The organism is Streptomyces sp. NPDC056883 (assembly GCF_042788835.1).
In the GTDB taxonomy this organism is placed as follows: Bacteria; Actinomycetota; Actinomycetes; order Streptomycetales; family Streptomycetaceae; genus Streptomyces; species Streptomyces stoeckheimensis.
The window spans coordinates 1-25,172 of record NZ_JBHUBS010000041.1 but is presented as its reverse complement, the minus strand read 5'-3'; the positions used below and the strand labels follow the sequence as shown (position 1 = coordinate 25,172).

The 25,172-nt window shown below is 72.8% G+C and carries 20 protein-coding genes; 13 read left to right on the top strand and 7 right to left on the bottom strand.

The genetic code is table 11. The annotated features are described in order from the left end of the window. Positions 1–155 precede the first annotated feature (155 nt). Positions 156–1,274, top strand: coding sequence for a DNA-3-methyladenine glycosylase family protein (locus ACFRU2_RS41970; RefSeq protein WP_382981580.1), 1,119 nt, complete (start codon positions 156–158; stop codon positions 1,272–1,274). 27 nt (positions 1,275–1,301) lie between these two features. Here the strand turns inward: ACFRU2_RS41970 and ACFRU2_RS41965 are convergent, their stop codons facing one another. From ACFRU2_RS41965 to ACFRU2_RS41955, 3 genes are read right to left on the bottom strand one after another with little or no spacing between them, the layout of a single operon-like run. After that, positions 1,302–2,606 (bottom strand): coenzyme F420-0:L-glutamate ligase, encoded by a 1,305-nt coding sequence (locus tag ACFRU2_RS41965; RefSeq protein WP_382981579.1) that lies wholly within the window; start codon positions 2,604–2,606, stop codon positions 1,302–1,304. After that, the gene (gene cofD / locus ACFRU2_RS41960; protein WP_382981578.1) at positions 2,603–3,562 is read right to left on the bottom strand and encodes a 2-phospho-L-lactate transferase; all 960 of its coding nucleotides are present in this window, start codon (positions 3,560–3,562) and stop codon (positions 2,603–2,605) included. The genes ACFRU2_RS41965 and cofD overlap by 4 nt, the downstream gene beginning before the upstream one ends. A gap of 30 nt (positions 3,563–3,592) precedes the next feature. Continuing rightward, positions 3,593–4,144 carry a cysteine dioxygenase gene (locus tag ACFRU2_RS41955; protein WP_382981577.1) on the bottom strand — a complete coding sequence of 184 codons (552 nt, stop codon included), beginning with the start codon at positions 4,142–4,144 and terminating at the stop codon, positions 3,593–3,595. 659 nt (positions 4,145–4,803) lie between these two features. Here ACFRU2_RS41955 and ACFRU2_RS41950 point away from each other — a divergent pair. From ACFRU2_RS41950 to ACFRU2_RS41940, 3 genes are all read left to right on the top strand, one after another. Continuing rightward, positions 4,804–5,067 (top strand): WhiB family transcriptional regulator, encoded by a 264-nt coding sequence (locus tag ACFRU2_RS41950; protein WP_112450237.1) that lies wholly within the window; start codon positions 4,804–4,806, stop codon positions 5,065–5,067. Between the two features lie 358 nt (positions 5,068–5,425). After that, entirely contained in the window at positions 5,426–9,067 is a 3,642-nt protein-coding gene (locus ACFRU2_RS41945) for a glycosyltransferase (RefSeq protein WP_382981576.1), read from the top strand. Next, entirely contained in the window at positions 9,064–10,554 is a 1,491-nt protein-coding gene (locus ACFRU2_RS41940) for a DUF5719 family protein (RefSeq protein ID WP_382981575.1), read from the top strand. Before ACFRU2_RS41945 ends, ACFRU2_RS41940 begins: the two co-directional genes overlap by 4 nt. A 312-nt stretch (positions 10,555–10,866) precedes the next feature. Here ACFRU2_RS41940 and ACFRU2_RS41935 read toward each other — a convergent pair whose 3' ends face one another. Continuing rightward, positions 10,867–11,361: a metallopeptidase family protein gene (locus ACFRU2_RS41935; RefSeq protein WP_382981574.1), complete on the bottom strand. Its 495-nt coding sequence runs from the start codon at positions 11,359–11,361 to the stop codon at positions 10,867–10,869. A 115-nt stretch (positions 11,362–11,476) separates the two neighbouring features. On the opposite strand from ACFRU2_RS41935, the gene ACFRU2_RS41930 reads away from it, so the two are divergent. The 6 genes from ACFRU2_RS41930 to ACFRU2_RS41905 all read left to right on the top strand — a co-directional run bounded on the left by ACFRU2_RS41930 (position 11,477) and on the right by ACFRU2_RS41905 (position 17,209). Continuing rightward, positions 11,477–11,851 (top strand): DUF3499 domain-containing protein, encoded by a 375-nt coding sequence (locus ACFRU2_RS41930; RefSeq protein ID WP_274552987.1) that lies wholly within the window; start codon positions 11,477–11,479, stop codon positions 11,849–11,851. A 78-nt stretch (positions 11,852–11,929) separates the two neighbouring features. Then, complete coding sequence (locus tag ACFRU2_RS41925; RefSeq protein WP_382981573.1) at positions 11,930–13,300, top strand: phosphomannomutase/phosphoglucomutase; 1,371 nt, start codon at positions 11,930–11,932, stop codon at positions 13,298–13,300. A gap of 253 nt (positions 13,301–13,553) precedes the next feature. After that, entirely contained in the window at positions 13,554–13,742 is a 189-nt protein-coding gene (locus ACFRU2_RS41920) for a Trm112 family protein (protein ID WP_382981572.1), read from the top strand. Between the two features lie 82 nt (positions 13,743–13,824). Beyond that, entirely contained in the window at positions 13,825–14,958 is a 1,134-nt protein-coding gene (locus tag ACFRU2_RS41915; protein WP_382981571.1) for an SIS domain-containing protein, read from the top strand. 40 nt (positions 14,959–14,998) lie between these two features. Then, positions 14,999–16,171 carry a mannose-6-phosphate isomerase, class I gene (gene manA, locus ACFRU2_RS41910; RefSeq protein ID WP_382981570.1) on the top strand — a complete coding sequence of 391 codons (1,173 nt, stop codon included), beginning with the start codon at positions 14,999–15,001 and terminating at the stop codon, positions 16,169–16,171. Between the two features lie 93 nt (positions 16,172–16,264). Then, the gene (locus ACFRU2_RS41905) at positions 16,265–17,209 is read left to right on the top strand and encodes a cation diffusion facilitator family transporter (protein WP_382981569.1); all 945 of its coding nucleotides are present in this window, start codon (positions 16,265–16,267) and stop codon (positions 17,207–17,209) included. Positions 17,210–17,288: 79 nt separating this feature from the next. Here ACFRU2_RS41905 and lepB read toward each other — a convergent pair whose 3' ends face one another. Continuing rightward, on the bottom strand, positions 17,289–17,999 hold the full coding sequence (lepB, locus tag ACFRU2_RS41900; protein WP_382981568.1) for a signal peptidase I: 711 nt from the start codon (positions 17,997–17,999) through the stop codon (positions 17,289–17,291). 118 nt (positions 18,000–18,117) lie between these two features. Then, complete coding sequence (locus tag ACFRU2_RS41895) at positions 18,118–20,202, bottom strand: fructose-specific PTS transporter subunit EIIC (RefSeq protein WP_382981567.1); 2,085 nt, start codon at positions 20,200–20,202, stop codon at positions 18,118–18,120. Between the two features lie 356 nt (positions 20,203–20,558). On the opposite strand from ACFRU2_RS41895, the gene ahcY reads away from it, so the two are divergent. Both ahcY and ACFRU2_RS41885 read left to right on the top strand, forming a co-directional pair. Further along, a complete protein-coding gene (ahcY, locus tag ACFRU2_RS41890; protein WP_382981566.1) occupies positions 20,559–22,010 on the top strand; it encodes an adenosylhomocysteinase in 1,452 nt (483 codons plus the stop codon). Between the two features lie 97 nt (positions 22,011–22,107). Continuing rightward, positions 22,108–22,728: a hypothetical protein gene (locus ACFRU2_RS41885; RefSeq protein ID WP_274552979.1), complete on the top strand. Its 621-nt coding sequence runs from the start codon at positions 22,108–22,110 to the stop codon at positions 22,726–22,728. A gap of 4 nt (positions 22,729–22,732) precedes the next feature. Here the strand turns inward: ACFRU2_RS41885 and ACFRU2_RS41880 are convergent, their stop codons facing one another. Beyond that, on the bottom strand, positions 22,733–23,653 hold the full coding sequence (locus tag ACFRU2_RS41880) for an RDD family protein (RefSeq protein WP_382981565.1): 921 nt from the start codon (positions 23,651–23,653) through the stop codon (positions 22,733–22,735). A gap of 124 nt (positions 23,654–23,777) precedes the next feature. Between ACFRU2_RS41880 and ACFRU2_RS41875 the strand changes: the two genes are divergently transcribed. After that, positions 23,778–24,785 carry a stage II sporulation protein M gene (locus ACFRU2_RS41875; protein WP_382981564.1) on the top strand — a complete coding sequence of 336 codons (1,008 nt, stop codon included), beginning with the start codon at positions 23,778–23,780 and terminating at the stop codon, positions 24,783–24,785. Positions 24,786–25,172: the final 387 nt, after the last annotated feature.

Here is a 25,172-nt window from a genome sequence, read left to right as displayed (position 1 = left end):
TTGAGGACCGGGGTCCGGGGCGGAGCCCCGAGGGGTCCGGGCGCAGCCCGGTACCCCTTCCCAGCCCGTCCGGCGCTTGAGGACCGGGTCAGGGCTGGCCCTGGGAACGGTGGAAGGGCGGGTAGGGGACAGCCCCGCAGGGCTACGCTCAAGGCATGGCCGGCCGCTACGACCCCCTCACCCGCACCGCGATCCGCGGCGGCCGCACCACCGTGCCCCCGCCCCTGACGACAGGCACGCCCCCACCCCCCGGCACGGGCAATGCCCCCGGCCCCGGCACGGTCACACCCCCCGGCCCAGGCACGGGCACACCCCCCAAAACAGCCGCCGGCCCAGGCCCCCGCACCCGCACCTGGACCCCACCCGGCCCCCTGGACCTGGGCCTGGTCCTCGGCCCCCTCAGGCGCGGCCCCGCCGACCCCACCTTCCGCATCACCCCCGGCACGGTCTGGCGAGCCACCCGGACCCCCGCCGGCCCGGCCACGCTCCGGGTCGCGCAGGACGGGGCCGGGCCCGGGGTGACCGCCACCGCCTGGGGCCCGGGCGCCGACTGGATCCTCGACGGTCTGCCGGAACTGCTCGGCGCCGACGACGATCCCGCCGCCTTCGTCCCCCGCCACAAGCTCGTGCACGCGAGCCACCGCCGCCGCCCCGGCCTGCGCCTGACCCGTACCGGCCTGGTCCTGGAGTCCTTGATCCCGACGGTCCTGGAACAGAAGGTCACCGCCGACGAGGCGTACCGCGCCTGGCGCCGCCTCGTACGCCAGCACGGCGAGCCGGCTCCGGGCACGGGCCCGGGCCAGACTCCGGGTCAGGCCCCAGCCCCGGACCTCTACGTCATGCCCGACCCCCGCACCTGGGCGCTCATCCCCTCCTGGGACTGGCACAAGGCCGGAGTCGACGCCAAACGCTCCGCCACCATCGTCCGCGCAGCCCGCTTCGCCGCCCGCCTCGAAGAGGCCGCCGCGATGGACCTGCCCGCGGCCACCGCCCGCCTGGAGGCGATCCCCGGCATCGGCCCGTGGACCTCCTCCGAAACCCTCCAGCGCAGCAACGGCGCCGCCGACGCGGTCACCATCGGCGACCTCCACCTGCCCGGCATCATCGGCTACGCCCTGGCCGGGGACCGGGACGCCGACGACGCCGCCATGCTGGAGCTCCTCGCCCCCTACGCCGGCCAGCGCCACCGAGCGGCCCGCCTCGTCCTCCTGGCGGGCGCCGCCCCGCCCCGCCGCGCCCCCCGAATGCCCCGGGGGGACATCGGCAGGCTCTAGCGGGACCTCAGCAGGCCTCCGCCGACCTCAGCGGACCTCGATGAACTCCTCCGCCGCCCGCCCCGCCCGCTCCGCCGGAGCGACCGCGGCGTGCCCGACGGCCACCGCACCCATCGGGTCCCAGTCCTCCGGCAGCCCGAGCACCTTGCGCACCACGTCCCGGCAGAACATCGTCGAGGACACCCACGCGGAGCCCAGCCGTTCCCCGGCCAGCGCGACCAGGAAGTTCTGCACGCCCGCGCCCATCGCCACGACGAACATCTCCCGCTCCGCCGCGTCCCTCCGCGCGTGCCCGTAGTCGTGCGCGCCGTCCGTGACCAGGCAGGGCACCACCAGGTAGGGGGCGGCCCGCAGGACGTCGCCCCGCCGGACCCGCTTCGCGATCGACTCCTCGGACTTCCCGTCCCGCCGCAGGTCCTCGACCCAGGCGTCCCGCATCGCGTCCAGCAGCTCCAGCCGCGCGCCCGCCGATTCCAGCAGGACGAACCGCCACGGCGTCGTGTGGTGCGGTGCCGGGGCCGTCACGGCCGCCGCCACCGCGCGCCGGACCGCGCCGGGGTCCACCGGCTCGGACGTGAAGGCCCGTACGGTACGCCGCTGCGTCACGGCTTCCCGTACCGCCTCCGAGGTGCCCAGCCGGAACATGTCGTCGGCCGGGGAGCGCACCAGGTCGGCCCCCGAGGAGCCCTCGCCCAGTACGTGGGCCAGCCCGCGCACCACCGCCACCGGCAGGCCCTCCGCCTTGCCCTTGACCAGGTCCCCGGCGGCGGCCAGCTCGTCGGCGGTCGCGACGACCGTCGCGCTCAGCGGGTTCCCGTGGGCGTCGGTGCCCCCGCGCAGGTCGTCCAGGACCCGTACGCCGGCGGCGCCGATCGCCACGTCGGTGAGCCCGGTGCGCCACGGCCGCCCGAAGGTGTCCGTCACGATGACGCCCACGTCCACGGACAGCAGCTCCCGCAGCCCGGCCCGGATCGCGGCGGCCGAGGCGTCGGGGTCCTCGGGCAGCAGCAGGACGGTGCCGGCCTCGGTGTTCGAGGCGTCGACCCCGGCCGCCGCCATGACCAGGCCCTGCCGGTTCTCCACGATCCGCAGCGTCCCGCGGCGCGCGACGACCCGTACGGTCTCGGCGTCTATCGCCTCCTCGCGCGAATCGGCACGGACGATCCGGCCCTCCGCCTTGGAGACGATCTTCGAGGTGACGAGCAGGACGTCGCCGTCCCGCAGCTCCGGTCCGGCGGCCGCGATCAGCGCCGCCAGGTCGTCGCCCGGCCGCACCTCCGGGATCCCGCCGAGTGCCCGGACCTCGTACGAGGGCCCGTGCGGGGCGGTCACCGGGAGGCCTCCGCCAGTTCCAGCGCGGCCCGCGCCATCTCCGCGGTGGCGGCCAGGTCGGTCATCATCAGCGGGACCGCCCGGCAGGTGATGCCGGCGGCCTCCACCTCGGTGACGGCCTGGGCGTCGGCGGTGTCGACGAGCCAGCCGTCGAGCAGTTCGGTGCCGTAGTGCAGGGCGACGGCCGCGGCGGTGGACTCGACGCCGACGGCGGCGAGCACCTTGTCGGCCATCCCGCGCACGGGGGCGCCCCCGACGATGGGGGAGAGCCCCACGACGGGCGCCCCGGCGGCGGCCACGGCCTCGCGGATGCCGGGAACGGCGAGGATGGTCCCCACCGACACCACGGGGTTGGACGGCGGGAAGAGGATCACGTCGGCGGCCGCGATGGCCTCCAGGACGCCGGGCGCGGGCTTGGCCTGCTCGGCACCCACGGGTACGACGGCCTCGGCGTCCACCGCGGCACGCATGCGGACCCAGTACTCCTGGAAGTGGATGACGCGGCGCTCGCCGGTGCCGGGTTCGGTGATCGCGACGTGGGTCTCGACCCGGTCGTCGGACATGGGGAGCAGCCGGACGCCGGGCTGCCAGCGGTCGCAGAGGGCCTCGGTGACGGCGCTGAGCGGGTAGCCCGCACCGAGCATCTGCGTACGGACGATGTGGGTGGCGAAGTCGCGGTCGCCGAGGCCGAACCAGGTGGGTCCGACCCCGTACGCCGCGAGTTCCTCCTTGACGGTGAAGGACTCGTCGGTCCGGCCCCAGCCCTGGTCCTCGTTGATGCCACCGCCGAGGGTGTACATCACGGTGTCCAGATCGGGGCAGACCTTGAGCCCGAACAGGTGAATGTCGTCACCGGTGTTGCCGATGACCGTGATGTCCGCGTCGGGAACCGCGGACTGGAGACCTCGGAGGAAACGGGCGCCGCCGATGCCGCCGGCCAGAACAACAATGCGCATGCTGCGCAGTCTGTCAGGCGGCGTCCGGGATCAGACGGAGAGGGCCTCGGGCTTGGCCGGCGAGCAGCTGTGCATCGGCATCTCGGTCAGGCCGGGGAAGTACACGTGCAGGCTGACGGCCCCGTCGAGGCTGTCGTTCTGCACCTCGTGGGCGTAGCCGGGGGCGAAGACGCGCTGGGAGCCGGCACTGAGGGTGAGCGGGCCGCGGGCGGTGTGCTCGGTGAGCTCCCCGTCCAGGACGGTCAGCACGCCCGAGGAGTCGCCGTGGTCGTGCAGGCCGCTGCCCTGGCCGGGGACCCAGCTGAGGAGCCAGACCTCGTAGCCGGGGCCGGTGCGCAGCCGGTGGTACCAGCGGGTCGTGGCGTCGTACCGGACCAGGTGCTCCCACTCGGAGCGGTCGGCGGCGATGGAACGCGCGAGGCCCACGAACTCGGCGACGGTGGCCGGGTGCTCGCGGGCGGGCTGCAGGAGGTGCTGGACGGAGAGGATGTCGCCGGCGATCTGGAGGTCGCTCTCGACGGGCGCCGGGGCGGTGGGGGCTGCGGCGGCGGGGGTGGCGTTCAGGGTGCTGGTGCTGTTCATCGGGGGGTTCCTCGACGGATGTCAGTCATGCGGCGGTTGCTGTGGGGGGCGAGCTGGAGCTCAGGGGAGGCGGGGCTCCCGAGGCATCAACAGCTGCAACAGCAACAGCGAACCTGGGCAGCGCACAGGAACCCACGAATGGGGGTCCGGGTGGCTGCTGAGGGCGCTGACATGCGTACAAGAAGAACGGGTAGGAGGCCGGACTGTCAACCCAATGTCCGATTTGATAGAAAAGTTTCACCTCATCCGGTTACGGTGCCCGGAGAAAGGTTTGTGCAGTCGGTGTCAGGGGATGTGGCGCTGCGAGTCGAGCTGCAGCCGCTGCGACGGCTCTCAAACCCGTAAAGCAGTGCGATGTCGCTCTGTGGCTGAAATGTGATCTACGCCGCTTCTTCGGCCGGATCGGAACCCCACCACAGAGTGACGCGTCGACTACGGGGGAGGGAGTCCCGCATGTGACACGTGTGGCATGTGTCACGATTTTTGGCGATATGAACACTTTCTGCATAGGCTTGGTTCCGCAGAGTGAATAAGGGGCCCAATAGCAGATCTCGGCTTGACTGCGCTGGAGCCCCGCACTTGTAATTTCACTCGTGTCGTTACGTAGCGATGAGTGACGGCATGACCACGGGGACGCACAGACAGAGCGAGGGGCGCACATGACCGAGCTGGTTCAGGAACTGCTGGTCGAGGAGGCGGACGAAGAGCTCGGATGGCAGGAGCGAGCTCTCTGCGCCCAGACCGACCCCGAGTCCTTCTTTCCCGAGAAGGGCGGCTCGACCCGCGAGGCCAAGAAGGTCTGCCTCGCCTGCGAAGTCCGCTCCGAATGCCTTGAGTACGCCCTTGCCAACGACGAGCGATTCGGCATCTGGGGCGGCCTGTCCGAGCGCGAGCGGCGACGCCTGAAGAAGGCCGCCGTCTGAAGCGCCCACGGCGCGCACCGAACGGCGCCCACGGCAGGGCCCGCGGTACGGCCCACGACATATCCGGCGACATATCCAGCGGCAGACCCGACGGCATGTCCGGCGACAGACCCGACGGCATAGCCGCCTGTGCACCCGGCCTCACGCACGGCAGCGGCCGAAGTGCACGCACCGGCACAAAACGCACCACGACGAACGGCACGACCCGCACGGCAACGAGCAGAGCAAACGGTCCGCCTCCTGCACCTTCCCCGCAGGAGGCGGACCGCTGTGTTCCCAGCCGTTAGGGTGGGGCGCTGTCCAGCAGCCTCCGAGGGCACACCACCCCCGGACCCCCGGCCGGAGGGCCCGTACCGCGATGTCCCTGCACAGCCAGTCGAGCGCCTCCCACCAGGCTGCCGCCGCACCACAGTTCCCCCGGCACGTCGTCACCGCGGTCCTCGTCGCCCACGACGGCGCCCGCTGGCTGCCCCGGACCCTCGCCGGACTCCTCGGCCAGGAACGCCCCGCCCAGAGCCACATCGCCGCCGACACCGGCAGCGCCGACGACTCCGCGCGCCTGCTCGGCGAAGCCCTCGGCGAGGACCGGGTCCTGCACCTCGCCCGCCGCACCGGCTTCGGGGCCGCCGTCGACGAAGCCGCCCGCTCCGCCGGCACCCTGACCCCCGAGGAACTCCCGTACCTCAAGCGCCCCTCCGGCTGGGACCCCGTCAGCCGCACCTGGCGCGACGACACGTACGACCTCCCCGACCTGCCCCACGGCGAACCCGTCCAGTGGCTCTGGCTGCTCCACGACGACTGCGCACCCGAGCCCGACGCCCTCGCCGAACTGCTGCGCGTCGCCGACGAGAACCCCGACGCCGCCGTCATCGGCCCCAAGCTGCGCGGCTGGTACGACAAGAAGCAGCTCCTCGAAGTCGGCGTCACCATCGCCCGCAGCGGCCGCCGCTGGACCGGCCTCGACCGGCGCGAACAGGACCAGGGCCAGCACGACCAGGTCCAGCCCGTCCTCTCCGTCTCCAGCGCCGGCATGCTGATCCGCCGCGAGGTGTACGACGCCCTCGGCGGCTTCGACCGCCGGCTGCCCCTCATGCGCGACGACGTCGACCTGTGCTGGCGCGTCCAGAGCGCCGGCCACACCGTCCTCATCGCCCCCGACGCCGTCCTGCGGCACGCCGAGGCCTCCGCCCGCGAACGCCGCACCGTCGACTGCGTGGGCCGCTCCGCCGCCAGCCCGCACCGCGTCGACAAGGCCGGCGCCGTCTACACGATGCTGGCCAACAGCCCCGGCCGCGCCCTCCCGTACGTCCTGCTGCGCATCCTCTTCGGCACCGTCCTGCGCGCCCTCGCCTACCTCGTCGGCAAGGCCCCCGGACAGGCCGTCGACGAGATCACCGGCCTCCTCGCCACCCTGCTCCGCCCCGGCCGGATCCTCGGAGCCCGCCGCCGCAGGGGCCGCCCGGCCGTCCCCGCCAAGGAACTGCGCCCCCTCTTCCCGCCGCCCGGCGCCAGCCTGCGCGCCAACGCCGAACAGCTCGCCGGCTACTTCGGCGCCGACGGCGACGCCGAGAGCAGCGCCGCCGGACGGCACGGCGGAGCCGTCGAATCGGGACCCGGCGGAGACGACGCCGACTACCTGGAGATCGAACAGTTCGCGCGGCTCAAGCGGATCGCCCGCAAGCCCGCGCCCGTCCTGTTCGCCCTCCTCCTGCTCGTCTCCGTCATCGCCTGCCGCTCCCTCCTCGGCGGCGGCTCCCTCATGGGCGGAGCCCTGCTCCCCGCCCCCGGCGGCGGACTCGACCTCTGGCGCGTCTACGGCGACGACTGGCAGCCCGTCGGCACCGGCACCACCGCAGGAGCACCGCCCTACCTCGCCGTCCTCGGCGCCCTCTCCACCCTGCTCCTCGGCTCCACCAACGCCGCCCTGACCCTGCTGCTCGTCTGCTCGGTCCCGCTCGCCGGACTCACCGCCTACTTCGCCTCCCGGCCGCTGGTGGAATCCCGGCTGCTGCGCGCCTGGGCCGCCGTCGCCTACGCCTTCCTCCCCGCCGTCACCGGAGCCCTCGCCGGCGGCCGCCTCGGCACCGCCGTCCTCGCGATCCTGCTCCCGCTCATCGCCCGCTCCGCCGTCACCGCCTTCGGCTTCGGCGAAGGGGAGGGCAGCTGGCGCTCCGCCTGGACCTACACCCTCCTGCTGACCCTGGCCACCGCCTTCACCCCCGTCGTCTGGCCGCTCGCCGCCCTCCTCGGCGTCGCCGCGCTGGTCATGCGCCGCGCGCGCTGGAAGACGTACGGACCCCGCCTCCTCGCGGTGCTCGGCGTCCCCCTCCTCGTCCTCGCCCCCTGGTCGCTGAGCCTGCTCACCCACCCCGGGAACTTCCTGCGCGAGGCCGGACTGCCCTACGGAGCCGGCTCGGCCACCGCCCTGGACCTGCTCGGCATCAGCCCCGGCGGCCCCCGCACCGCGGGCGGCCTGATCCTCCTCGGCGTCGTCCTCGCCGCCCTGGCCGCCCTGCTGCGCGCCGACCGGCAGTTCGCCGTACGCACCGCCTGGGCCGCCGCGCTCGCCGCGCTGGTCCTCGCCGTCCTCGTCAACCGCACCACCTGGGCGGGCCCCGCCACCCTCGTCTACGGACTCGCCCTGCTGGCCGCCGCCGTCATCGGCGCCGACGGGGCCAAGGAACGCGTCGCCGCCCGCAGCTTCGGCTGGCGCCAGCCCCTCGCCGCCCTGATCGCGCTCGCCGCCGCCGTCGGCCCGCTCGCCGGCGCGGCCGGCTGGATGCTCAGCGGAGCCGCCGGACCGCTGGAGCGCCGCGACCCCGTCCAGGTCCCGGCCTTCGTCGCCGAGGAGAGCGGCACCCGCGACCAGGCCCGCACCCTCGTCATCGGCGCGGACTCCCCGGCCGCCCTCTCGTACAGCCTGGTCCGCGGTTCCGGCGGCCGCCTCGGCGACTCCGAACTCGCCGCCCGGGCCGGCAGCGACGCCCGCCTCGACAAGGTGGTCTCCAGCCTCGTCGCCGGCTCCGGCGCCGACCAGACCGACCAGCTCGGCGGCTTCGCCATCCGCTACGTCCTGGTCCGCGACGGCGCCCCCCAGGAGATCGGCCGCGTCCTGGACGCCACCCCCGGCCTCAGCCGCCTCAGCAAGCTCGAAGGCAGCGCCCTGTGGCGCGTCGACCGGCAGGTCGCCCGCGCCGTCATCGTCTCCGGCAAGCCCGGAGAGGCGCCCATCCCCGTCGCCTCCGGCCCCGTCGAGGCGCACACCAAGATCCCGGCGGGCGAGGCCGGACGCGTCCTGCGGATCGCCGACCAGGCCGACCCCGGCTGGCAGGCCACCCTCGACGGCAAGCCGCTCAAGGCCAAGACGCTCGACGGCTGGGCCCAGGGCTTCGAACTCCCGGCGGACGCCGGCGAGCTCGACCTCGTCCACGAAGACGCCCTCACCCGGACCGCCTGGCACGGGGTCCAGGGCCTGCTCGCCCTCGTGCTCCTCGTGATGGCCCTCCCCGGCCGCCGCGCCCGCCTCGACGACGACCTCCCCGAGGAGGAGGCCCCCGCAGCCGAGGAGGCCGGCGAAGGCCGCCGGGCCCGCCGCCTGCGCGAGCAGTCCGAGCAGGAACCGCAGTCCGATTCCGCCCCCGCCGAGGCGGCCGTCGCGGCCGACCCGTACGCGCAGATCCCGGCGCAGCCGGTGTACGGCGACGACGCGTACGCCTACCAGCAGCCGGCGTACGGAGACCAGAGCGGCTACGCCTACGGCGGCCAGGAGCAGCAGCAGCCACAGCAGTACGACCAGTACGGGTACGAGCAGCAGCAGTACACCGGCCACCCGGGCACCCCGTACGAGCAGCCGTACCAGCCCGATCAGCAGTACGAGCAGCCGTACATGCCGTACCAGCAGCAGCCCGATCCCCAGACCGGTTACGACCCCTACGGCCGGCACGACAGCGAGCACGACGGGCAGCACGCCCCGCGTCCGGACGGGAGCCCCCAGCAGTGAAGCAGCGCGTACCCCTCACGCTCGCCGCCGTCACGGCCGCACTGGCCGCCGTCACCGGCCTCGCCACCCTCACCGCACCCGCCGCCGGCGGGGCCTCGGCCGCCGCGGCGGGCAAGCCGGCGGCCCGGATGCCGGTCGAGCGGTCCCTGCTGGTGTGCCCCGCCCCCAGCACCTCCGACATCGCCGAGACCCTGTACACGGCGATCACCCCCGGCGCGGCCGCCGCGGGCGGCACCGGCACGGCCCGGCTCCTGGGCGCGACCAAGGAAGCCAAGCCCGTCCTGGAACTCAAGGAGCCCGGCAAGCCCGTGGGCGCCAAGGCCTCCGGCGCCGAGGCCCCCGCGCTCAGCGGCGTCGCCGACGGCATCCTCGCCCCCGGCTGGAGCGCGCAGCAGACCACCGTGGTCTCGGTCGGCCGCACCCGCGGCCTGCTCGGCGTCGGCTGCACCCCGCCCGGCACCGACTTCTGGTTCCCCGGCGTGAGCACCGCGAAGGGCCGCGAGGACTACGTCCACCTCACCAACCCGGACGACACCGCGGCCGTGGTGGACATCAAGCTGTTCGGCCCGGACGGCGTGGTCAAGGCCGAAGCGGGCACCAGCGAGAACATCCGCATCGACCCGAAGTCCAGCAAGGCCATCTCCCTGGCCTCCCTCGCCCCCGGCGCCCAGCTCGCGGACGTCACCGCCCACGTGACCACCCGCGCGGGCCGGGTCGGGGCCACCGCCCAGGCGGGCGAGGAAGGCGTCGGCTCCGACTGGCTGCCCGCCTCCGTGGACCCGGCGGGGACCCTGGTCCTGCCCGGCATCCCGGCGGACGCCACCTCCGTACGGCTGGTCGCCTTCGCCCCCGGCGACGAGGACGCGGACCTCAAGGTGAAGCTGGCCGGGCCGAGCGGCTCGATCAGCCCCGCGGGCAGCGAGCAGCTCCACGTCAAGGCCGGCATGACCGCGAGCGTCGACCTCAAGGACGTCACCCGCGGCGAGCCGGGCTCCCTCGTCCTGTCCCCGGCCGACGAGAAGAAGCCCGTCGTCCCGGTGGTCGCCGCCCTCCGGGTGGTCCGCGGCAGCGGAGCCAAGCAGGAGACCGGCTTCATCCAGGCCGCCGCCCCCGTGGGCACGCGGGCGACCATCGCGGACAACCGCCCGGAGGAGAACGCCACCTTGCTGTCCCTGACGGCGCCGCCCGGAGCCGACGCCACGGTCAAGGTGACGGCCTCACCGGGCACGGACGGCGGCGAACCCGCCTCCCAGGAGGTCACGGTCAAGGGCGGCACCACACAGACCCTGACCCTCGCCCCGGCGGGCGGCAAGGGCGCCTACGCCCTCACGGTGGAAACCATCTCGGGCGGCCCCGTCCACGCGTCCCGCACCCTGACGATCCCGCGCGACGGCATCCCGATGTTCACCACCCAAACCCTCTCGGACGACCACTCCACGGTCTCGGTCCCCAAGGCCACCCAGGACCTCTCGGTCCTGACCCAGTAGCTCCGCGCCGGTTGGGCTGTTCCAGCCGTCCGGCGTTTGAGGACCGGGGTCTGGGGCGGAGCCCCAGGGGTCCGGGCGCAGCCCGGGGCTTGACGGCTCCGGGCAGCGCCCGGAGCCACACCCAGCCCCGCCGGCGTTTGAGGCGCGGGTCCGGGCAGCGCCCGGGGAACGGTGGAAGGGCGGGTAGGGGACAGCCCCGCAGGGCCCGCCTCCCCGCACCACCGCCGCGGGGCAGGCCCGCACCGGGGGCCGGAACGACACGGCCGGGCAGAGCCGACGCAGCCGGCCAGGCCCGACGCGGGCCGGGCCCGCCTAGTCCGACCCGTACCGCGGATCCACCGTCTCGGGCGACAGCCCCAACAACTCCGCGACCTGCTCCACCACGATCTCGTGCACCAGCATCGCCCGCTCATCCCGCGACTTCGCCCGAATCTCCACGGGCCGCCGGAACACCACGATCCGCGCCGCCCGCCCACCCCCGGCCTCCACGAGCGCCCCGAGCTGCACCGCCTCGTCGTTCCAGCCGGTGTCCGAGCCACCCGGCGGCCCCGGCACGTCGCCGATCATGAACTCCACCTCGGCCAGCTGCGGCCAACGCCGTTCCAGCCGCTCCACGGAGTCCCGTACGAGGTCCCCGAAGAGCTCCCCCCGGCTCGCCGACAGCGGCACCTGCGGAGGGGCCACCGGCCCGCGCATCCCGCGCCCGTGCCGATCGCGCCGCCGCACCCGTGGCTCACCGGCGGGGGACCCGCCCGGCAGGGAGGCGGTCGGGGGAGCGGGAGGGGGAGGCAGAGTGCTGTCCGTCACCCCCGCAGGGTAGCCCGCACATCCACGCCGGGGCGGGGGAGTTCGGACGACACGGGGGAGCGGCCGGGGGGCGAGTCGTCGCGGCCCGGTCAAGAGTGCGGTACCGTCCAACGTCGTGAGCCTTGTACGTCGCTGTTCGCGCACCGCGTGCGGCCGCCCTGCCGTCGCGACTCTGACGTACGTCTACGCCGATTCGACCGCAGTTCTCGGCCCGCTCGCCACCTACGCCGAACCCCACTGCTACGACCTCTGCGCCGAGCACTCGGAGCGCCTGACCGCCCCGCGCGGCTGGGACGTCGTACGCCTCACCGACGGGTCCGCGCCCTCGCGTCCCACGGGTGACGACCTCGAAGCCCTCGCCAATGCCGTCCGCGAGGCGGCCCGCCCGCCGGAGCGCGCGGCCGGAGCGGGCGGCGCTGGTCAGGGCGGTTCCACCCCCGGGGAGACCCGCCGCGGACACCTGCGCGTCCTGCGTTCGCCGGACTCCTGACATTCACTCGATCTGAAAAGCCGCACTGCGTCCACGGTAGGTTTGCCCCACCGCACATCACCTTACGGAGGGCAGGCAGTGGCCACCGATCTTTCGAACATCGTCAAGGCGTACGACGTACGAGGCGTCGTGCCGGACGAGTGGGACGAGCACCTGGCCGAACTGTTCGGGGCCGCCTTCGTCGAGGTCACCGGCGCCTCGGCGATCGTCATCGGCCACGACATGCGGCCCTCCTCCCCGGCCCTGTCCGCCGCCTTCGCCCGCGGCGCTGCCGCCCGCGGCGTCGACGTCACCCTCATCGGGCTGTGCTCCACCGACCAGCTGTACTACGCCTCCGGCAAGCTGGACCTGCCCGGCGCGATGTTCACCGCCTCGCACAACCCGGCGCAGTACAACGGCATCAAGCTCTGCCGGGCCGGCGCCGCCCCGGTCGGCCAGGACACCGGCCTCTCCACGATCCGCGAGCTCGCCGAGAAGTGGAGCGACGAGGGCGCCCCGGCGATCCCCGCCGGCACCGTCCCGGGCACCGTCACCGAGCAGGACACCCTCACCGGCTACGCCGACCACCTCAAGGGCCTGGTGGACCTCACCGCCATCCGCCCCCTCAAGGTCGTCGTCGACGCGGGCAACGGCATGGGCGGCCACACCGTCCCCACCGTCTTCGCCGGACTGCCCCTCGACGTGGTCCCCATGTACTTCGAACTGGACGGGACCTTCCCCAACCACGAGGCCAACCCCCTCGACCCGAAGAACATCGTCGACCTCCAGGCCCGCGTGCTGTCCGAGGGCGCCGACCTCGGCATCGCCTTCGACGGCGACGCCGACCGCTGCTTCATCGTCGACGAGCGGGGCGAGGGCGTCTCCCCGTCCGCCATCACCGCCCTGGTCGCGGCCCGCGAACTGGCCCGCAACGGCGGCACCGGCACCGTGATCCACAACCTGATCACCTCCTGGTCCGTGCCCGAGGTCGTCCGCGAGAACGGCGGCACCCCGGTCCGCACCCGCGTCGGCCACTCCTTCATCAAGGAGGAGATGGCCAAGTCGGGCGCCATCTTCGGCGGCGAGCACTCGGCGCACTACTACTTCAAGGACTTCTGGAACGCGGACACCGGCATGCTCGCCGCGCTCCACGTCCTGGCGGCCCTCGGCGGCCAGGACGGCCCCCTCTCGGGCCTCGTCTCCTCCTACGACCGCTACGCGGGCTCCGGCGAGATCAACTCGACCGTCGCCGACCAGGCCGCCCGCCTCGCCGCCGTCAAGGAGACCTACGGAGCCGTCGAGGGCGTCACCCTGGACGAACTGGACGGCCTCACCGCGACCGCCGAGGACTGGTGGTTCAACGTCCGCGCCTCCAACACGGAGCCCCTGCTCCGCCTGAACGTGGAAGCCCGCGACGAGGCGACCCTCGCCAAGGTCCGCGACGAGGTCCTGGCGCTGATCCGCGCGTAATACCACTGACGGCCGGGGCGCGCCGCCTGTGGCGCACACCCCGGCCGTCCGCATGGCGGCGGCAAAATCAGCCCCGCCGGCGTTTGAGGCGCGGGGCCCGGGGCGGAGCCCCGGCAGCGCCGCCGCACCTGATGTCCGCCGTACCGCCGAGCCCTCCTCCACCGGCCACCCGAGGTACGCCTCCACCCGTCACCGGAGGAAACTCGGCGGTACGCTGACCAGGCCACATCCGCATCCCCGAAGGGAACCGCACATGCCGCTCGAAGCCGGCCTCCTGGAGATCCTCGCCTGCCCCGCCTGCCACTCGCCCCTCGAGGACAAGTCGGCCGACGCGGAGGCCCCCGAGCTGATCTGCACCGGAAGCCAGGACTGCGGTCTCGCCTACCCGGTCCGCGACGGCATCCCGGTGCTCCTCGTCGACGAGGCACGCCGTCCCGCCTGAGCCTCCTACCGCCACCCCGCGCAAGCGCCGAGACTGGTTCCGACCCACACAGGTTCCGTCACAGACACAGCCGGAGGCCGCCATGCTCGACGAGTCACTCCTCGACGCACCTGACGATCTCGCCCGCGCCGACCGCCGCGGCCTGCTCCGCGGCGCCGCCGACGCGGGCGCACGGGTCCGCACCGCGGCCCGGCACGCCGCCGAGGCCGGCCTCGGCGAGCTGCGACCCGACGGCCGCCCCCGCGCGGTCCTCATCGCCGGGCCCGGCACCGCCGCCACCGGGGTCGCCGACCTGCTCGGCGCCCTCGCCGGAGCCTCCGCGCCCGTCATCCGGCTGCACCCGACCGGCGTCGCGCACGCCGCCGGGGCCCTGCGCTGGACCCTGCCCGGCTGGGCCGGCCCCGTCGACCTGCTGCTCATCGCCACCACCGACGGGACCGAGCCCGGCCTCGCGGTCCTCGCCGAGCAGGCCTACCGGCGCGGCTCCACCGTCGTCGCCGTCGCCCCCGAGCGCTCGCCGCTGAGCGAAGCGGTGGACGGCGCGCACGGGCTCCTCGTACCGATGGCCAAGGCCCCGTACCAGGAGTACGACGAGTCGGCCGCGGCCGGCCCCGGCGCCCTCTGGGCCCTGCTGACCCCGCTGCTGGTGCTCCTCGACCGGGTCGGCCTGATCACCGCCGCCCCGCACACCCTGCAGCTCGTCGCCGACCGCCTCGACCGCACGGCCGAGCGCTGCGGTCCCGCCATCGCCACCTACTCCAACCCGGCCAAGACCCTCGCCGCCGAGCTCGCCGACTCCCTCCCGCTCATCTGGAGCGAGGGCGCCGCCGCCGGACCCGCCGGGCGCCGCTTCGCCGCCACCCTCGCCGAACTCGCCGGCCGGCCCGCACTCGCCGCCGACCTTCCCGAGGCCCTCCCGGCCCACGGGGTCCTGCTCTCCGGCGACTTCGCCGCCGGCGCCGACCCCGACGACTTCTTCCGCGACCGAGTGGAAGAACCGCAGGCCCTTCGCGCACGCATCGTCCTGTTGCGCGACCGGCCCGCAGGCGGACTGACAGCCGCCCCTGCCGCCCGCGAGCTCGCCCTCAGCCACGACACGGCCATCAGCGAGCTCGCACCGGAGGAGGGCACCGAGCTGGAACAGCTCGCCGAACTCCTCGCCGTCACGGATTTCGCCACCGCCTACCTGGCGTTGGCCTCCGGGGGACACAGCTGAGGCGCAGCACGCGCGCGCCTCTCACCCAGGAAGACGACCGATGGACCGCCTCACGAACACGATCCGCCCCTACGCCTGGGGATCGACGACCGCGATCCCCGAACTCATCGGAGTCGCCCCCACCGGCGAACCCCAGGCCGAGATGTGGATGGGCGCCCACCCCGGCGCCCCCTCCCGCCTCGACCGCGGAGCAGGCGAGAGGGCCCTCTCGGACGTCATCGCGGCCGACCCCGAAGGCGAACTGGGAATCGCCGCCGTCCGCAAGTTCGGCCCCAGGCTCCCCTTCCTCTTCAAGGTCCTCGCCGCCGGAGCCCCGCTCTCCCTCCAGGTCCACCCCGATCTCGCCCAGGCGAAGGCCGGGTTCGAGGACGAGGAGCGCCGGGGCGTCCCGATCGACGCACCGCACCGCAACTACAAGGACGCCAACCACAAGCCCGAGCTGGTCTGCGCCCTCACCCCCTTCGAGGGCCTGTCCGGATTCCGCCCGCCGCTGGAGGCCGCCGCCCTGCTGGAGGGCCTCGGCGTCAACTCCCTGAAGCCCTACGCCGACCTCCTGCGGGCACACCCCGAGGAGGCGGCCCTGCGCGAGGTGCTCACCGCCGTCCTGACCGCCGACCGCGCCGAGATGGCCCGTACGGTCACCGAGGCCGCTGCCGCCGCCGAGCGGCTCGGAGGCGCGTACGCCCCGTACGCCGGACTCGTCCACCACTACCCGGGCGACCCGGGCGTCATCGCCGCGATGCTCCTCAACCACGTACAACTCCAGCCCGGCGAAGCCATGTTCCTCGGCGCCGGCATCCCGCACGCCTACCTCGACGGCCTCGGCGTCGAACTCATGGCCAACTCCGACAACGTCCTGCGCTGCGGGCTCACCCCCAAGCACGTCGACGTGCCGGAGCTGCTGAAGGTCACCCTCTTCGAGCCCGGCGACCCCGGCATCCTGCGCCCGGAGGGCAACGGCGAGGAGGTCTACGAGACCCCCATCGACGAGTTCCGGCTCTCCCGCTTCGTCCTGGCCGCCGGCGGCGCCCCCCGGGTGCTCCCCGACGGCACCGCGCAGATCCTGCTGTGCACGGCCGGCTCCCCGAGGGTGAACTCCCCGAAGTCCGGCGAACTCGCGCTGTCTCCCGGCGAATCGGTCTTCGTACCGGCCGGCGAAAAGGTCGAACTGTCCGGAACCGGCACCGTCTTCCGAGCCACCGTGGTGGTCTGACGTACCGTCCCTCTCGGTGGCTGTGAGAATCTGCGGCCGTAGCGCGGCGTCCCGGCCCGGGGCGCCGCACCGAGGAAGGGATACATCGCAACCATGAGTGCGTCGGGCGGTACCAAGGCGATCGTGGCGGCACTCGCCGCCAATCTGGCCATCGCGGTAGCCAAGTTCGTGGCCTTCGTCTTCAGCGGCTCGTCGTCGATGCTCGCGGAAAGCGTCCACTCGCTGGCGGACTCCGGAAACCAGGGCCTGCTCCTCCTGGGCGGCAAGAAGGCCCAGCGCGAGGCGACTCCGCAACACCCCTTCGGGTACGGGCGCGAGCGCTACATCTACGCCTTCCTGGTCTCCATCGTGCTGTTCACCGTCGGTGGCATGTTCGCCATCTACGAGGGCTACGAGAAGATCCACGACCCGCACGAGATCACGCACTGGTACTGGCCGGTCGGCGTCCTCCTCTTCGCGATCATCGCGGAGTCCTTCTCCTTCCGCACCGCGATCAAGGAGTCGAACGAGATCCGCGGCAGCCTCACCTGGGGCCAGTTCATCAAGCGCGCCAAGGCCCCCGAGCTCCCCGTGGTCCTCCTCGAAGACCTCGGCGCCCTCATCGGCCTCGTCCTCGCCCTCGCGGGCGTCGGCATCGCCCTGCTGACCGGCAACGGCGTCTGGGACGGCATCGGCACCCTGTGCATCGGCGTCCTGCTCATCATCATCGCCGTCGTGCTCGCCGCCGAGACCAAGTCCCTGCTGCTCGGCGAGGCCGCAGGCACGGAGGACGTCGAGAAGATCAAGGCGGCCGTCGTCGACGGTGACGTGGTCACCGGCATCATCCACATGCGCACCCTGCACCTCGGCCCCGAGGAGCTCCTGGTCGCCGCGAAGATCTCCGTCCAGAGCGACGACACCGCGACGGAGGTGGCCAACGCCATCAACGCCGCCGAGGCCCGCATCCGCGCGGCCGTCCCGATCGCCCGCGTGATCTACCTGGAGCCGGACATCTACAACGCCGAGGCCGCCGCGAAGGGCACCAACCCGGGCCACTGACCCCCGCGCCCGGCACGAAGAGGCTGAAGAGGCCCCCTGCGCTCCCGCAGGGGGGCCTCCGCGCGTCCCGCAGCGGGCGTCAGCCGGCCGGAGTCCCGTACGCCCAGGCGGCGTGGCCGGGTCCCGGCGCGGCCTTCGCCGCCCGGCGCCGGGCCACCAGCGCGGCGACGCCGAGCCCGCCGCCGACGAGGAAGAGGGGGAGGCCCGCGACGCAGACCGTCGCCGCGGTCACCACCGCCGTCGGCGTCGCGACGGGGACTCCCCGCACGGCCGAGAGCGGGAGCGTTCCGTGGTTCCCGTCGCTGGTCCTCAGGTGCGAGTCGAACGAGTTCGTGCGGTGGTCGCCCATCACGAAGATCCGCCCCTCGGGCACCGTGACGTCGAAGGGCGCCGCCGCCGGAACCCCGGGGTGCTTGAGGTAGGGCTCGGGGAGCGGCTGCCCGTTCAGTTTCAGTGCCGCATCGCCCGCGGACCAGGAGATGCGGTCGCCGCCGACGGCGATGATCCGCTTGAGGACGTCCCCGCCGGTCTGCCAGGCGGGCGGCGGCGTGACGAGCACGGGGTCCCCCCGCCGTACCCGCGCCGGCCCTGCCTGCTCGATCCACACCTGGTCCCCGCGGTCGTACGTCGGCGCCATCGATTCCGAGGGGATCGACCTTTTGCTGTAGGTGTCGCCCCCGAGCACGACGACCACCACGGTTCCCCCCACCAGGAACACCGAGCCGAGCACGACCAGGACCACCGCCCAGATCCCCCTCCGCCGTCCCGGCCCGCGCCCTTCCCGTCCCATGCCCGTCCCCTCTCCCCACACCACCGTGTCCGGACCGGGAAGCGTACGCAGCGCCCTCGGGCCCCGTACCACCGAGGTGGAGTACGGGGCCCGAGGGGTGTGCGCAGGAGCGGCGCGGCTACTGGATCTCGCGCAGCACGTCCAGGATCTCGGCCTTGCCGGGGGCGGCCTGGAGGCGCTCGCGGAAACCGGTGTCCATCAGCTTCCGCGACAGCAGCGCCAGGATCCGCAGGTGCTCGTCCCCGGCCGCGGCCTCCGGTACGGAGATCATGAAGACCAGCCGGGCCTTCGTCCCGTCCAGCGCACCCCACTCGATGCCCTCGTCGGACCGGGCGAAGCCCACCGTCGGGCGGGTCACCGCGTCCGTCTTGGCGTGCGGGATGGCGATGGACTCGCCGAGGCCGGTCGTACCCTGCGCCTCCCGGGCCAGGGCGACCCGTACGAGCTCGTCCACGTCGGTGACGTTGCCGGTCGTGGCCAGCATCTCCGCCATCTCGCGGATCGCCGCCTCCTTGGAGCCCGAGGCCAGCTCCGTCTTCACGGTCCGCTCGGTGAGGTACCCGGACAGCACCTCCGGGGGACCGCTCGCGGCCACCGGGGCCGCGGCCGCGGGCTGCGCCCGTACGGCCGTCCCGACGCCCGTGGCCGTGCCGCCGCCCGCACCCGTACCGGCGCCCACGGGGGCGCCCGCGCCGACCAGGACCGGCTCCGGGGAGAGGACCGCGGACCCGCCGCCGGTCACGCCCTCCCGGCGGAGCTTGAACTCGATCAGCGCGTTGGTCGTCAGCGCGGTCACGACCGCACCGGCCGCGATGGCCACGAAGAACATCGCGACGCCGCTGATCGCACCGAACAGCGAGACGATCGGACCGCCGTGCGGCACCGAGTCCTGGACCCCGGCCACACCGGCGATCGCACCGGCCACCGCGCCACCGAGCATGTTCGCGGGGATGACCTGGGCGGGCCGGGCCGCGGCGAAGGGGATCGCTCCTTCGGAGATGCCGAAGAAGCCCATGAACAGGGCGGCGAGCCCGGTCTCCTTCTCCTCGTCGCTGTAGAGCTTGCGGCGCAGCAGCGTGGCCAGACCCTGGCCGAGCGGCATGACGGGGATGGCCGCGGCGGCCATGCCCATGACGTGGTTGTTGGTGCCGATGAGGCCGACCGCGACGAGGAAGGCGGTCTTGTTGACCGGACCGCCCATGTCGAAGGCGATCATCAGGCCGATGATGGTGCCCAGCACGATCGCGCTGGAGCCGGTCATCCCGTTCAGCCAACTGGTCAGGTGCGTGAAGACCCAGGAGATCGGCTGCCCGATCACGTAGATGTAGAACAAGCCCAGGGCCACCGTCGACACGATCGGGATCACGATGATCGGCATGATCGGCTGGATGACCTTGGGGACCTTGACCTTCTTGATCCACATGACCAGATAGCCCGCGAGGAAGCCCGTCGCGATGGCACCCAGGAAGCCGGCGTTCGCATCGGCCCCGTAGATGTGCACGGCGTCCGCGGCGAGGAAACCGCCGATCATGCCGGGTACGAGGGCCGGCCGGTCGCCCAGCGCGTAGGCGATGTAGCCGGAGAAGATCGGCAGCATCAGCGAGAAGCCGGTCACGCCGAGCTTGTTGACGTAGAACCAGAAGGTCCCGTCGGGAATGACCAGCCCGCCCTTGGCGTCGGCGTGCCCGCCGAGGGACAGGGAGATGGCCAGCAGCAGACCGCCCACGACCACGAACGGGATCATGTGGGAGACGCCGTTCATCAGCGCCTTGTAGGCCTGACTGCGCTGGTGGCCACCGCCGCCGCCACCGGCGCCACCGCCCGCCGCCGCCGAGGTTCCGGCCTGCACCGGCGCGCCCTGCGCGCGCCGGATCAGCTCCTCCGGCTTGTGGATGCCGTCCGCGACGCCCGTGGACAGCACGCGCTTTCCGGCGAACCGGTCGAGGTCGACTTCCTTGTCGGCGGCGATGATGACGGCGTCCGCTTCCCTGACATCGTTGTCAGAGAGCACGTTCTCGGCACCGATCGAGCCTTGGGTCTCCACCTTGATGGAGATCCCGAGCCGGTCGCCGGCCTGCTGGAGCTTCTCCGCGGCCATGTACGTGTGCGCGATCCCGGTGGGGCACGCGGTAACGGCGACGATCTTCACGGGCTTCCGCCCGCTCGCGTCCCCGCCTTCGGGAGGGCCTGCCGGACTGGTCACTGGAATCTCCTCACGACACATGCGTTGTCCTGCCGGGATCGCGCGTACAACCCGACCCACCGGCATCGTCGCGCATGTAAGAGGTGGATCAAAAGTCCGAAAGGCCCTGAATTCTTCGCCGTAGGCCCCGAACTCCAGCGGCGACTTGATCTCAAGTCCCCTGGGCCGCGCTCCGCCGATCGGTGTAGATTCGTCACCAGTGTCAGGCGTCGCTGCTGATGGCGGTCGGGCGGTCTTCGAGACCGGCCGAGGGGAGAGAGGACCCCCGACGGACTGAGCGCCACGTGCGTCGTCCCACGGACGGTGCACTGCTCAGCCGTACCCAACCTCTCTACAGCACGAGGAGCAGCACACCCATGACTGCCGCTTTCACCGACTTCAAGGTCGCGGACCTCTCCCTCGCCGTCTTCGGCCGCAAGGAGATCACCCTCGCCGAGCACGAGATGCCGGGTCTGATGTCGATCCGTCGGGAGTACGCGGCCACCCAGCCGCTCGCCGGCGCCCGCGTCACCGGCTCCCTGCACATGACCGTGCAGACCGCCGTCCTCATCGAGACCCTCGTCGCCCTCGGCGCCGACGTCCGCTGGGCCTCCTGCAACATCTTCTCCACCCAGGACCACGCGGCCGCCGCCATCGCGGTGGGCCCGAACGGCACCGTGGACAACCCGCAGGGCGTCCCGGTATTCGCCTGGAAGGGCGAGACGCTGGAAGAGTACTGGTGGTGCACGGAGCAGGCGCTGACCTGGCCGAACACCCCCACCGGCGGCCCGAACATGATCCTCGACGACGGTGGCGACGCCACCCTCCTCGTCCACAAGGGCGTCGAGTTCGAGAAGGCCGGCGCCGCCCCGGACCCGTCCACCGCGGACTCCGAGGAGTACGCCCACATCCTCACCCTCCTCAACCGCACCCTGGGCGAGGCCCCGCAGAAGTGGACGCAGCTCGCGTCCGAGATCCGCGGCGTCACCGAGGAGACCACGACCGGTGTCCACCGTCTCTACGAGATGATGGCCGAGGGCACCCTGCTCTTCCCGGCGATCAACGTGAACGACGCCGTGACGAAGTCGAAGTTCGACAACAAGTACGGCTGCCGCCACTCCCTGATCGACGGCATCAACCGCGCCACCGACGTCCTCATCGGCGGCAAGACGGCCGTGGTCTTCGGCTACGGCGACGTCGGCAAGGGCTGCGCCGAGTCGCTCCGCGGCCAGGGCGCGCGCGTCATCGTCACCGAGATCGACCCGATCTGCGCCCTGCAGGCGGCGATGGACGGTTACCAGGTCGCCACGCTGGACGACGTCGTCGCGACGGCCGACATCTTCATCACGACCACCGGCAACAAGGACATCATCATGGCCGGCGACATGGCCAAGATGAAGCACCAGGCCATCGTGGGCAACATCGGCCACTTCGACAACGAGATCGACATGGCCGGTCTCGCGAAGATCGAGGGCATCGTCAAGGACGAGGTCAAGCCGCAGGTCCACACCTGGAAGTTCCCCGACGGCAAGGTCCTCATCGTCCTGTCCGAGGGCCGGCTGCTGAACCTGGGCAACGCCACGGGGCACCCGTCCTTCGTGATGTCGAACTCCTTCGCGGACCAGACCCTGGCCCAGATCGAGCTCTTCACCAAGCCGGAGGAGTACCCCACCGACGTCTACGTGCTCCCCAAGCACCTCGACGAGAAGGTGGCCCGCCTCCACCTCGACGCCCTCGGCGTCCGCCTGACCACCCTGCGCCCGGAGCAGGCCGCCTACATCGGCGTGGACGTCGCGGGCCCGTACAAGCCGGACCACTACCGCTACTGATCCCCACGGATCCGCAGCACCCACGCGTCAGGTCAGGCCCCCGGCATCCGTGCCGGGGGCCTGCCCCGTACCCGCCCGAAGCCCAGGAAGACGCCCCATGCCCCGAGGCCGCTACGCACTGCACGACCCGCACGACCACACCCCCCTCGGCGAGGAGCACTTCCACTGCGCCCCGGGCCCCTCCGGCTGGCGCTACGTCTCCCAGCTCACGGCGCCCGACGGTGCGCACCGCGGCTCCGTCGACCTGGCCGTCGACGAACTGGGCCGCCCCATCCGCCTCGAGGTCAACGCCTCCAGCTGGCAGGTCCGCGGCGCCGCCATCGACGGGATCACCTGGGTCCGCACCGACCCCGCCGGAGCCGAAGCCACCGAGGGCAACGTCCCCGGGGCCGCCGGCTTCACCGGCACCTCCCCGGCCTTCCTCGTCGCCACGGCCCGGCTGCTGCGCCTGGCCCCCGGCGCACCCGCCACCCGCGTCCGCCTCGTCGCCCTGACCGACCCCGTCCTGGCCGCCCGTACGACCGACCAGGCCTGGGCCCTCCTGGACCGCGCGGAGCACCCCACGGACAGCGGCCCGCTCCTGGTCGACGAGTACCGGGTCACCGCCCTGGACACGGGCGAGGTCCACACGGTCCACATCGCCGGGGACGTGGTCCTCTCGGCCCCCGGCATCGAACTCGAACACCTGGAGACCCCGCCGTCGGCCTTCCCCGACTAGCCGGTCAGGCGGGCGGCGCGAACCCGGTCGCCTTCGGCGGCTCCACGGGTACGGGTACGGGTACGGGTACGGGAGCCACGGGCGCCGCGACGGGCACCACCGCGGGCGCCGCCACCACCGGCATCACCACGGGCGCGGGCGGACCGTACACAACGGGAGGCGCCCCGGGAGCCGGCTGCTGCCGGAAGGCCCGCGCGGCGTCCCGCGACTGCCGCTCGTGCACCACGGCCATCAGGAACGCGGCGGCGGGCACCCCGACCGGCGGCGGAGCCCCCGTACGCGCCACCAGATCGTCCGCGAGCCGGGCCGCCATCGAGGCCCCCACCTGCGGATCCAGCTGGTCCATGCGCGTCAGGTACTGCCGGATCGCGAGCCACAGCCCGTCCGGCACCGCGGACAGATCCAGCCCGCCGAACCGCCCGGCCAGCCACGGGGGCGGCGGAGGCACCGGCATCACCCGCGCCCCCGGCACCCGCTCCCGGATGACCAGCGTTCCCGCGAACACGTCCCCGAGCCGCCGCCCGCGCTCGGAGAACAGCGAGGCGATGCACGCCACCGACCCGAGGGTCATCAGCAGTTCGAAGACCCCGAAGGCCCCGCGCACCAGCGCGTGCCGGAACCGGATCGGCCCGCCGTCGTCGCGCACCACGCGCAGCCCGCACGCGAGCTTGCCCAGCGACCGCCCGTGGCTCAGCGTCTCCACCGCGATCGGCACGCCGACCAGGACGAGGACGAACGAGGCCACCGACACGGCCGCCCGGGCCGCCCCGTCGAGCGAAGCGGTGGCCAGGACCAGCCCGACGGAGATCAGCAAGTACCCGGCGACGTACACGACCAGGTCGAGCAGGATCGCCAGCGCCCGGCTCGGCAGCCTCGCCGGCCGCAGCCCCAGGACGACCGCGTCCCCCGTCACCAGATCGCTCACCGACGCACACACCCCTTCACGTTCACGTGACCTGCCCCGCCCCATCGACCTCCAGTCTGCCAAGCTGACGAAGCAAGCAGTAGGAGAAACCGGTAGGGACCAGGGGCAGGGGAGCGCCAACCGTATGGATCTCGACGTCTTCGTTGCGGCCCACCAGGCCGAGTGGGCCCGCCTGGAACAGCTCCTGGGCCGGGGCCGCCGCCTCACGGGAGCCGAGGCCGACGAGCTCGTCGCGCTCTACCAGCGCACGGCCACCCACCTCTCCCTCGTCCAGTCGAGCGCCCCCGACCCGATGCTCACGGGCCGCCTGACCCAGCTCGTGGCCCGCGCCCGCGCCACGGTGACGGGCACCCGCCGCTCCGGCTGGCGCGACGCGGCCCGCTTCTTCACGTCGGGCTTCCCGGCCGCCGTCTACCTCACCCGCCGCTGGTGGATACCCACGGCACTGATCTCCACCGCGGTCGGCGTGCTCGTCGGCTGGTGGATAGCCACCCATCCGGAGATCCAGAACGCGATCGGGGCCCCGGAGGACCTGAAGGCGATGACGAAGCCGGGCGGCGGGTACGAGACGTACTACTCCAGCCACCCCGCGGCCTCCTTCGCGGCCCAGGTCTGGACGAACAACGCCCAGGCGGCCGCGATCTGCCTGGTCCTGGGCGGCTTCCTGGGCCTGCCGGTCCTGTACATCCTGTGGCAGAACATGCTGAACCTGGGCGTCGGCATCGGCCTGATGTCCTCGGCCGACCGCCTCGACGTGTTCCTCGGCCTGATCCTTCCGCACGGCCTGCTCGAACTGACGGCCGTCTTCGTAGCCGCCGGTACGGGGCTCCGCCTGGGCTGGACGGTCATCGACCCCGGCCACCGCACCCGCCGAGCGGCCCTGGCCGAACAGGGTCGCGCCGCGCTCGGCATGGCCATCGGCCTGGCTGCGGTCCTGTTCCTCTCGGGCCTGATCGAAGGCTTCGTCACCCCCTCGGGCCTGCCCACGTGGGCCCGCATCACCATCGGCGTGGCCGCCGAGGCGGCCTTCCTGCTCTACGTCTACGTCCTGGGCGGCCGCGCGGCCCGGGCCGGCGACGTGGGCGACGTCGAACGGGCCGACCAGACGGCGACGCTCCCCACCGCGGCCTGATGTGCGTACCAGCCTGCTGAGCTGCTAGTCTCCTCGTCGTCCCGCAAACACCGTTGACACGGCGGCTGCGGGGAGGTAGATTCGAACGGTTGCCTCGAACTGGACAAGTTCGGCAGTGATGGTTTAAAGTCTTTCTCGCCCCCAGGAATTGAATTCCAAGCGGGCACACCCAACTCTTCCTTCAGGAAACCGAAGCCGGGAAATCCGGTGGAAAACTTCTGATAGAGTCGGACTCGCCGGAAAGGGAAAACGCGAAAGCGGATGACCTGGAAAGCGGAAAACAAGCGAGACAGACTCTGATAGAGTCTGAAACGCAAGAACAGAACAGAACGAAAGCCCGGAGGAAAGCCCGAGAGGGTGAGTACAAAGGAAGCGTCCGTTCCTTGA

Bases quoted from the DNA above. Each gene is read 5' to 3' on its own strand.
- ACFRU2_RS41905 (WP_382981569.1), top strand. From the start codon at position 16,265: ATGAGTGCGTCGGGCGGTACCAAGGCGATCGTGGCGGCACTCGCCGCC.
- ACFRU2_RS41915 (WP_382981571.1), top strand. From the start codon at position 13,825: ATGCTCGACGAGTCACTCCTCGACGCACCTGACGATCTCGCCCGCGCC.
- ACFRU2_RS41875 (WP_382981564.1), top strand. From the start codon at position 23,778: ATGGATCTCGACGTCTTCGTTGCGGCCCACCAGGCCGAGTGGGCCCGC.
- ahcY (WP_382981566.1), top strand. From the start codon at position 20,559: ATGACTGCCGCTTTCACCGACTTCAAGGTCGCGGACCTCTCCCTCGCC.
- ACFRU2_RS41950 (WP_112450237.1), top strand. From the start codon at position 4,804: ATGACCGAGCTGGTTCAGGAACTGCTGGTCGAGGAGGCGGACGAAGAG.
- manA (WP_382981570.1), top strand. From the start codon at position 14,999: ATGGACCGCCTCACGAACACGATCCGCCCCTACGCCTGGGGATCGACG.
- cofD (WP_382981578.1), bottom strand. From the start codon at position 3,562: ATGCGCATTGTTGTTCTGGCCGGCGGCATCGGCGGCGCCCGTTTCCTC.
- lepB (WP_382981568.1), bottom strand. From the start codon at position 17,999: ATGGGACGGGAAGGGCGCGGGCCGGGACGGCGGAGGGGGATCTGGGCG.
- ACFRU2_RS41885 (WP_274552979.1), top strand. From the start codon at position 22,108: ATGCCCCGAGGCCGCTACGCACTGCACGACCCGCACGACCACACCCCC.
- ACFRU2_RS41920 (WP_382981572.1), top strand. From the start codon at position 13,554: ATGCCGCTCGAAGCCGGCCTCCTGGAGATCCTCGCCTGCCCCGCCTGC.
- ACFRU2_RS41945 (WP_382981576.1), top strand. From the start codon at position 5,426: ATGTCCCTGCACAGCCAGTCGAGCGCCTCCCACCAGGCTGCCGCCGCA.
- ACFRU2_RS41955 (WP_382981577.1), bottom strand. From the start codon at position 4,144: ATGAACAGCACCAGCACCCTGAACGCCACCCCCGCCGCCGCAGCCCCC.
- ACFRU2_RS41970 (WP_382981580.1), top strand. From the start codon at position 156: ATGGCCGGCCGCTACGACCCCCTCACCCGCACCGCGATCCGCGGCGGC.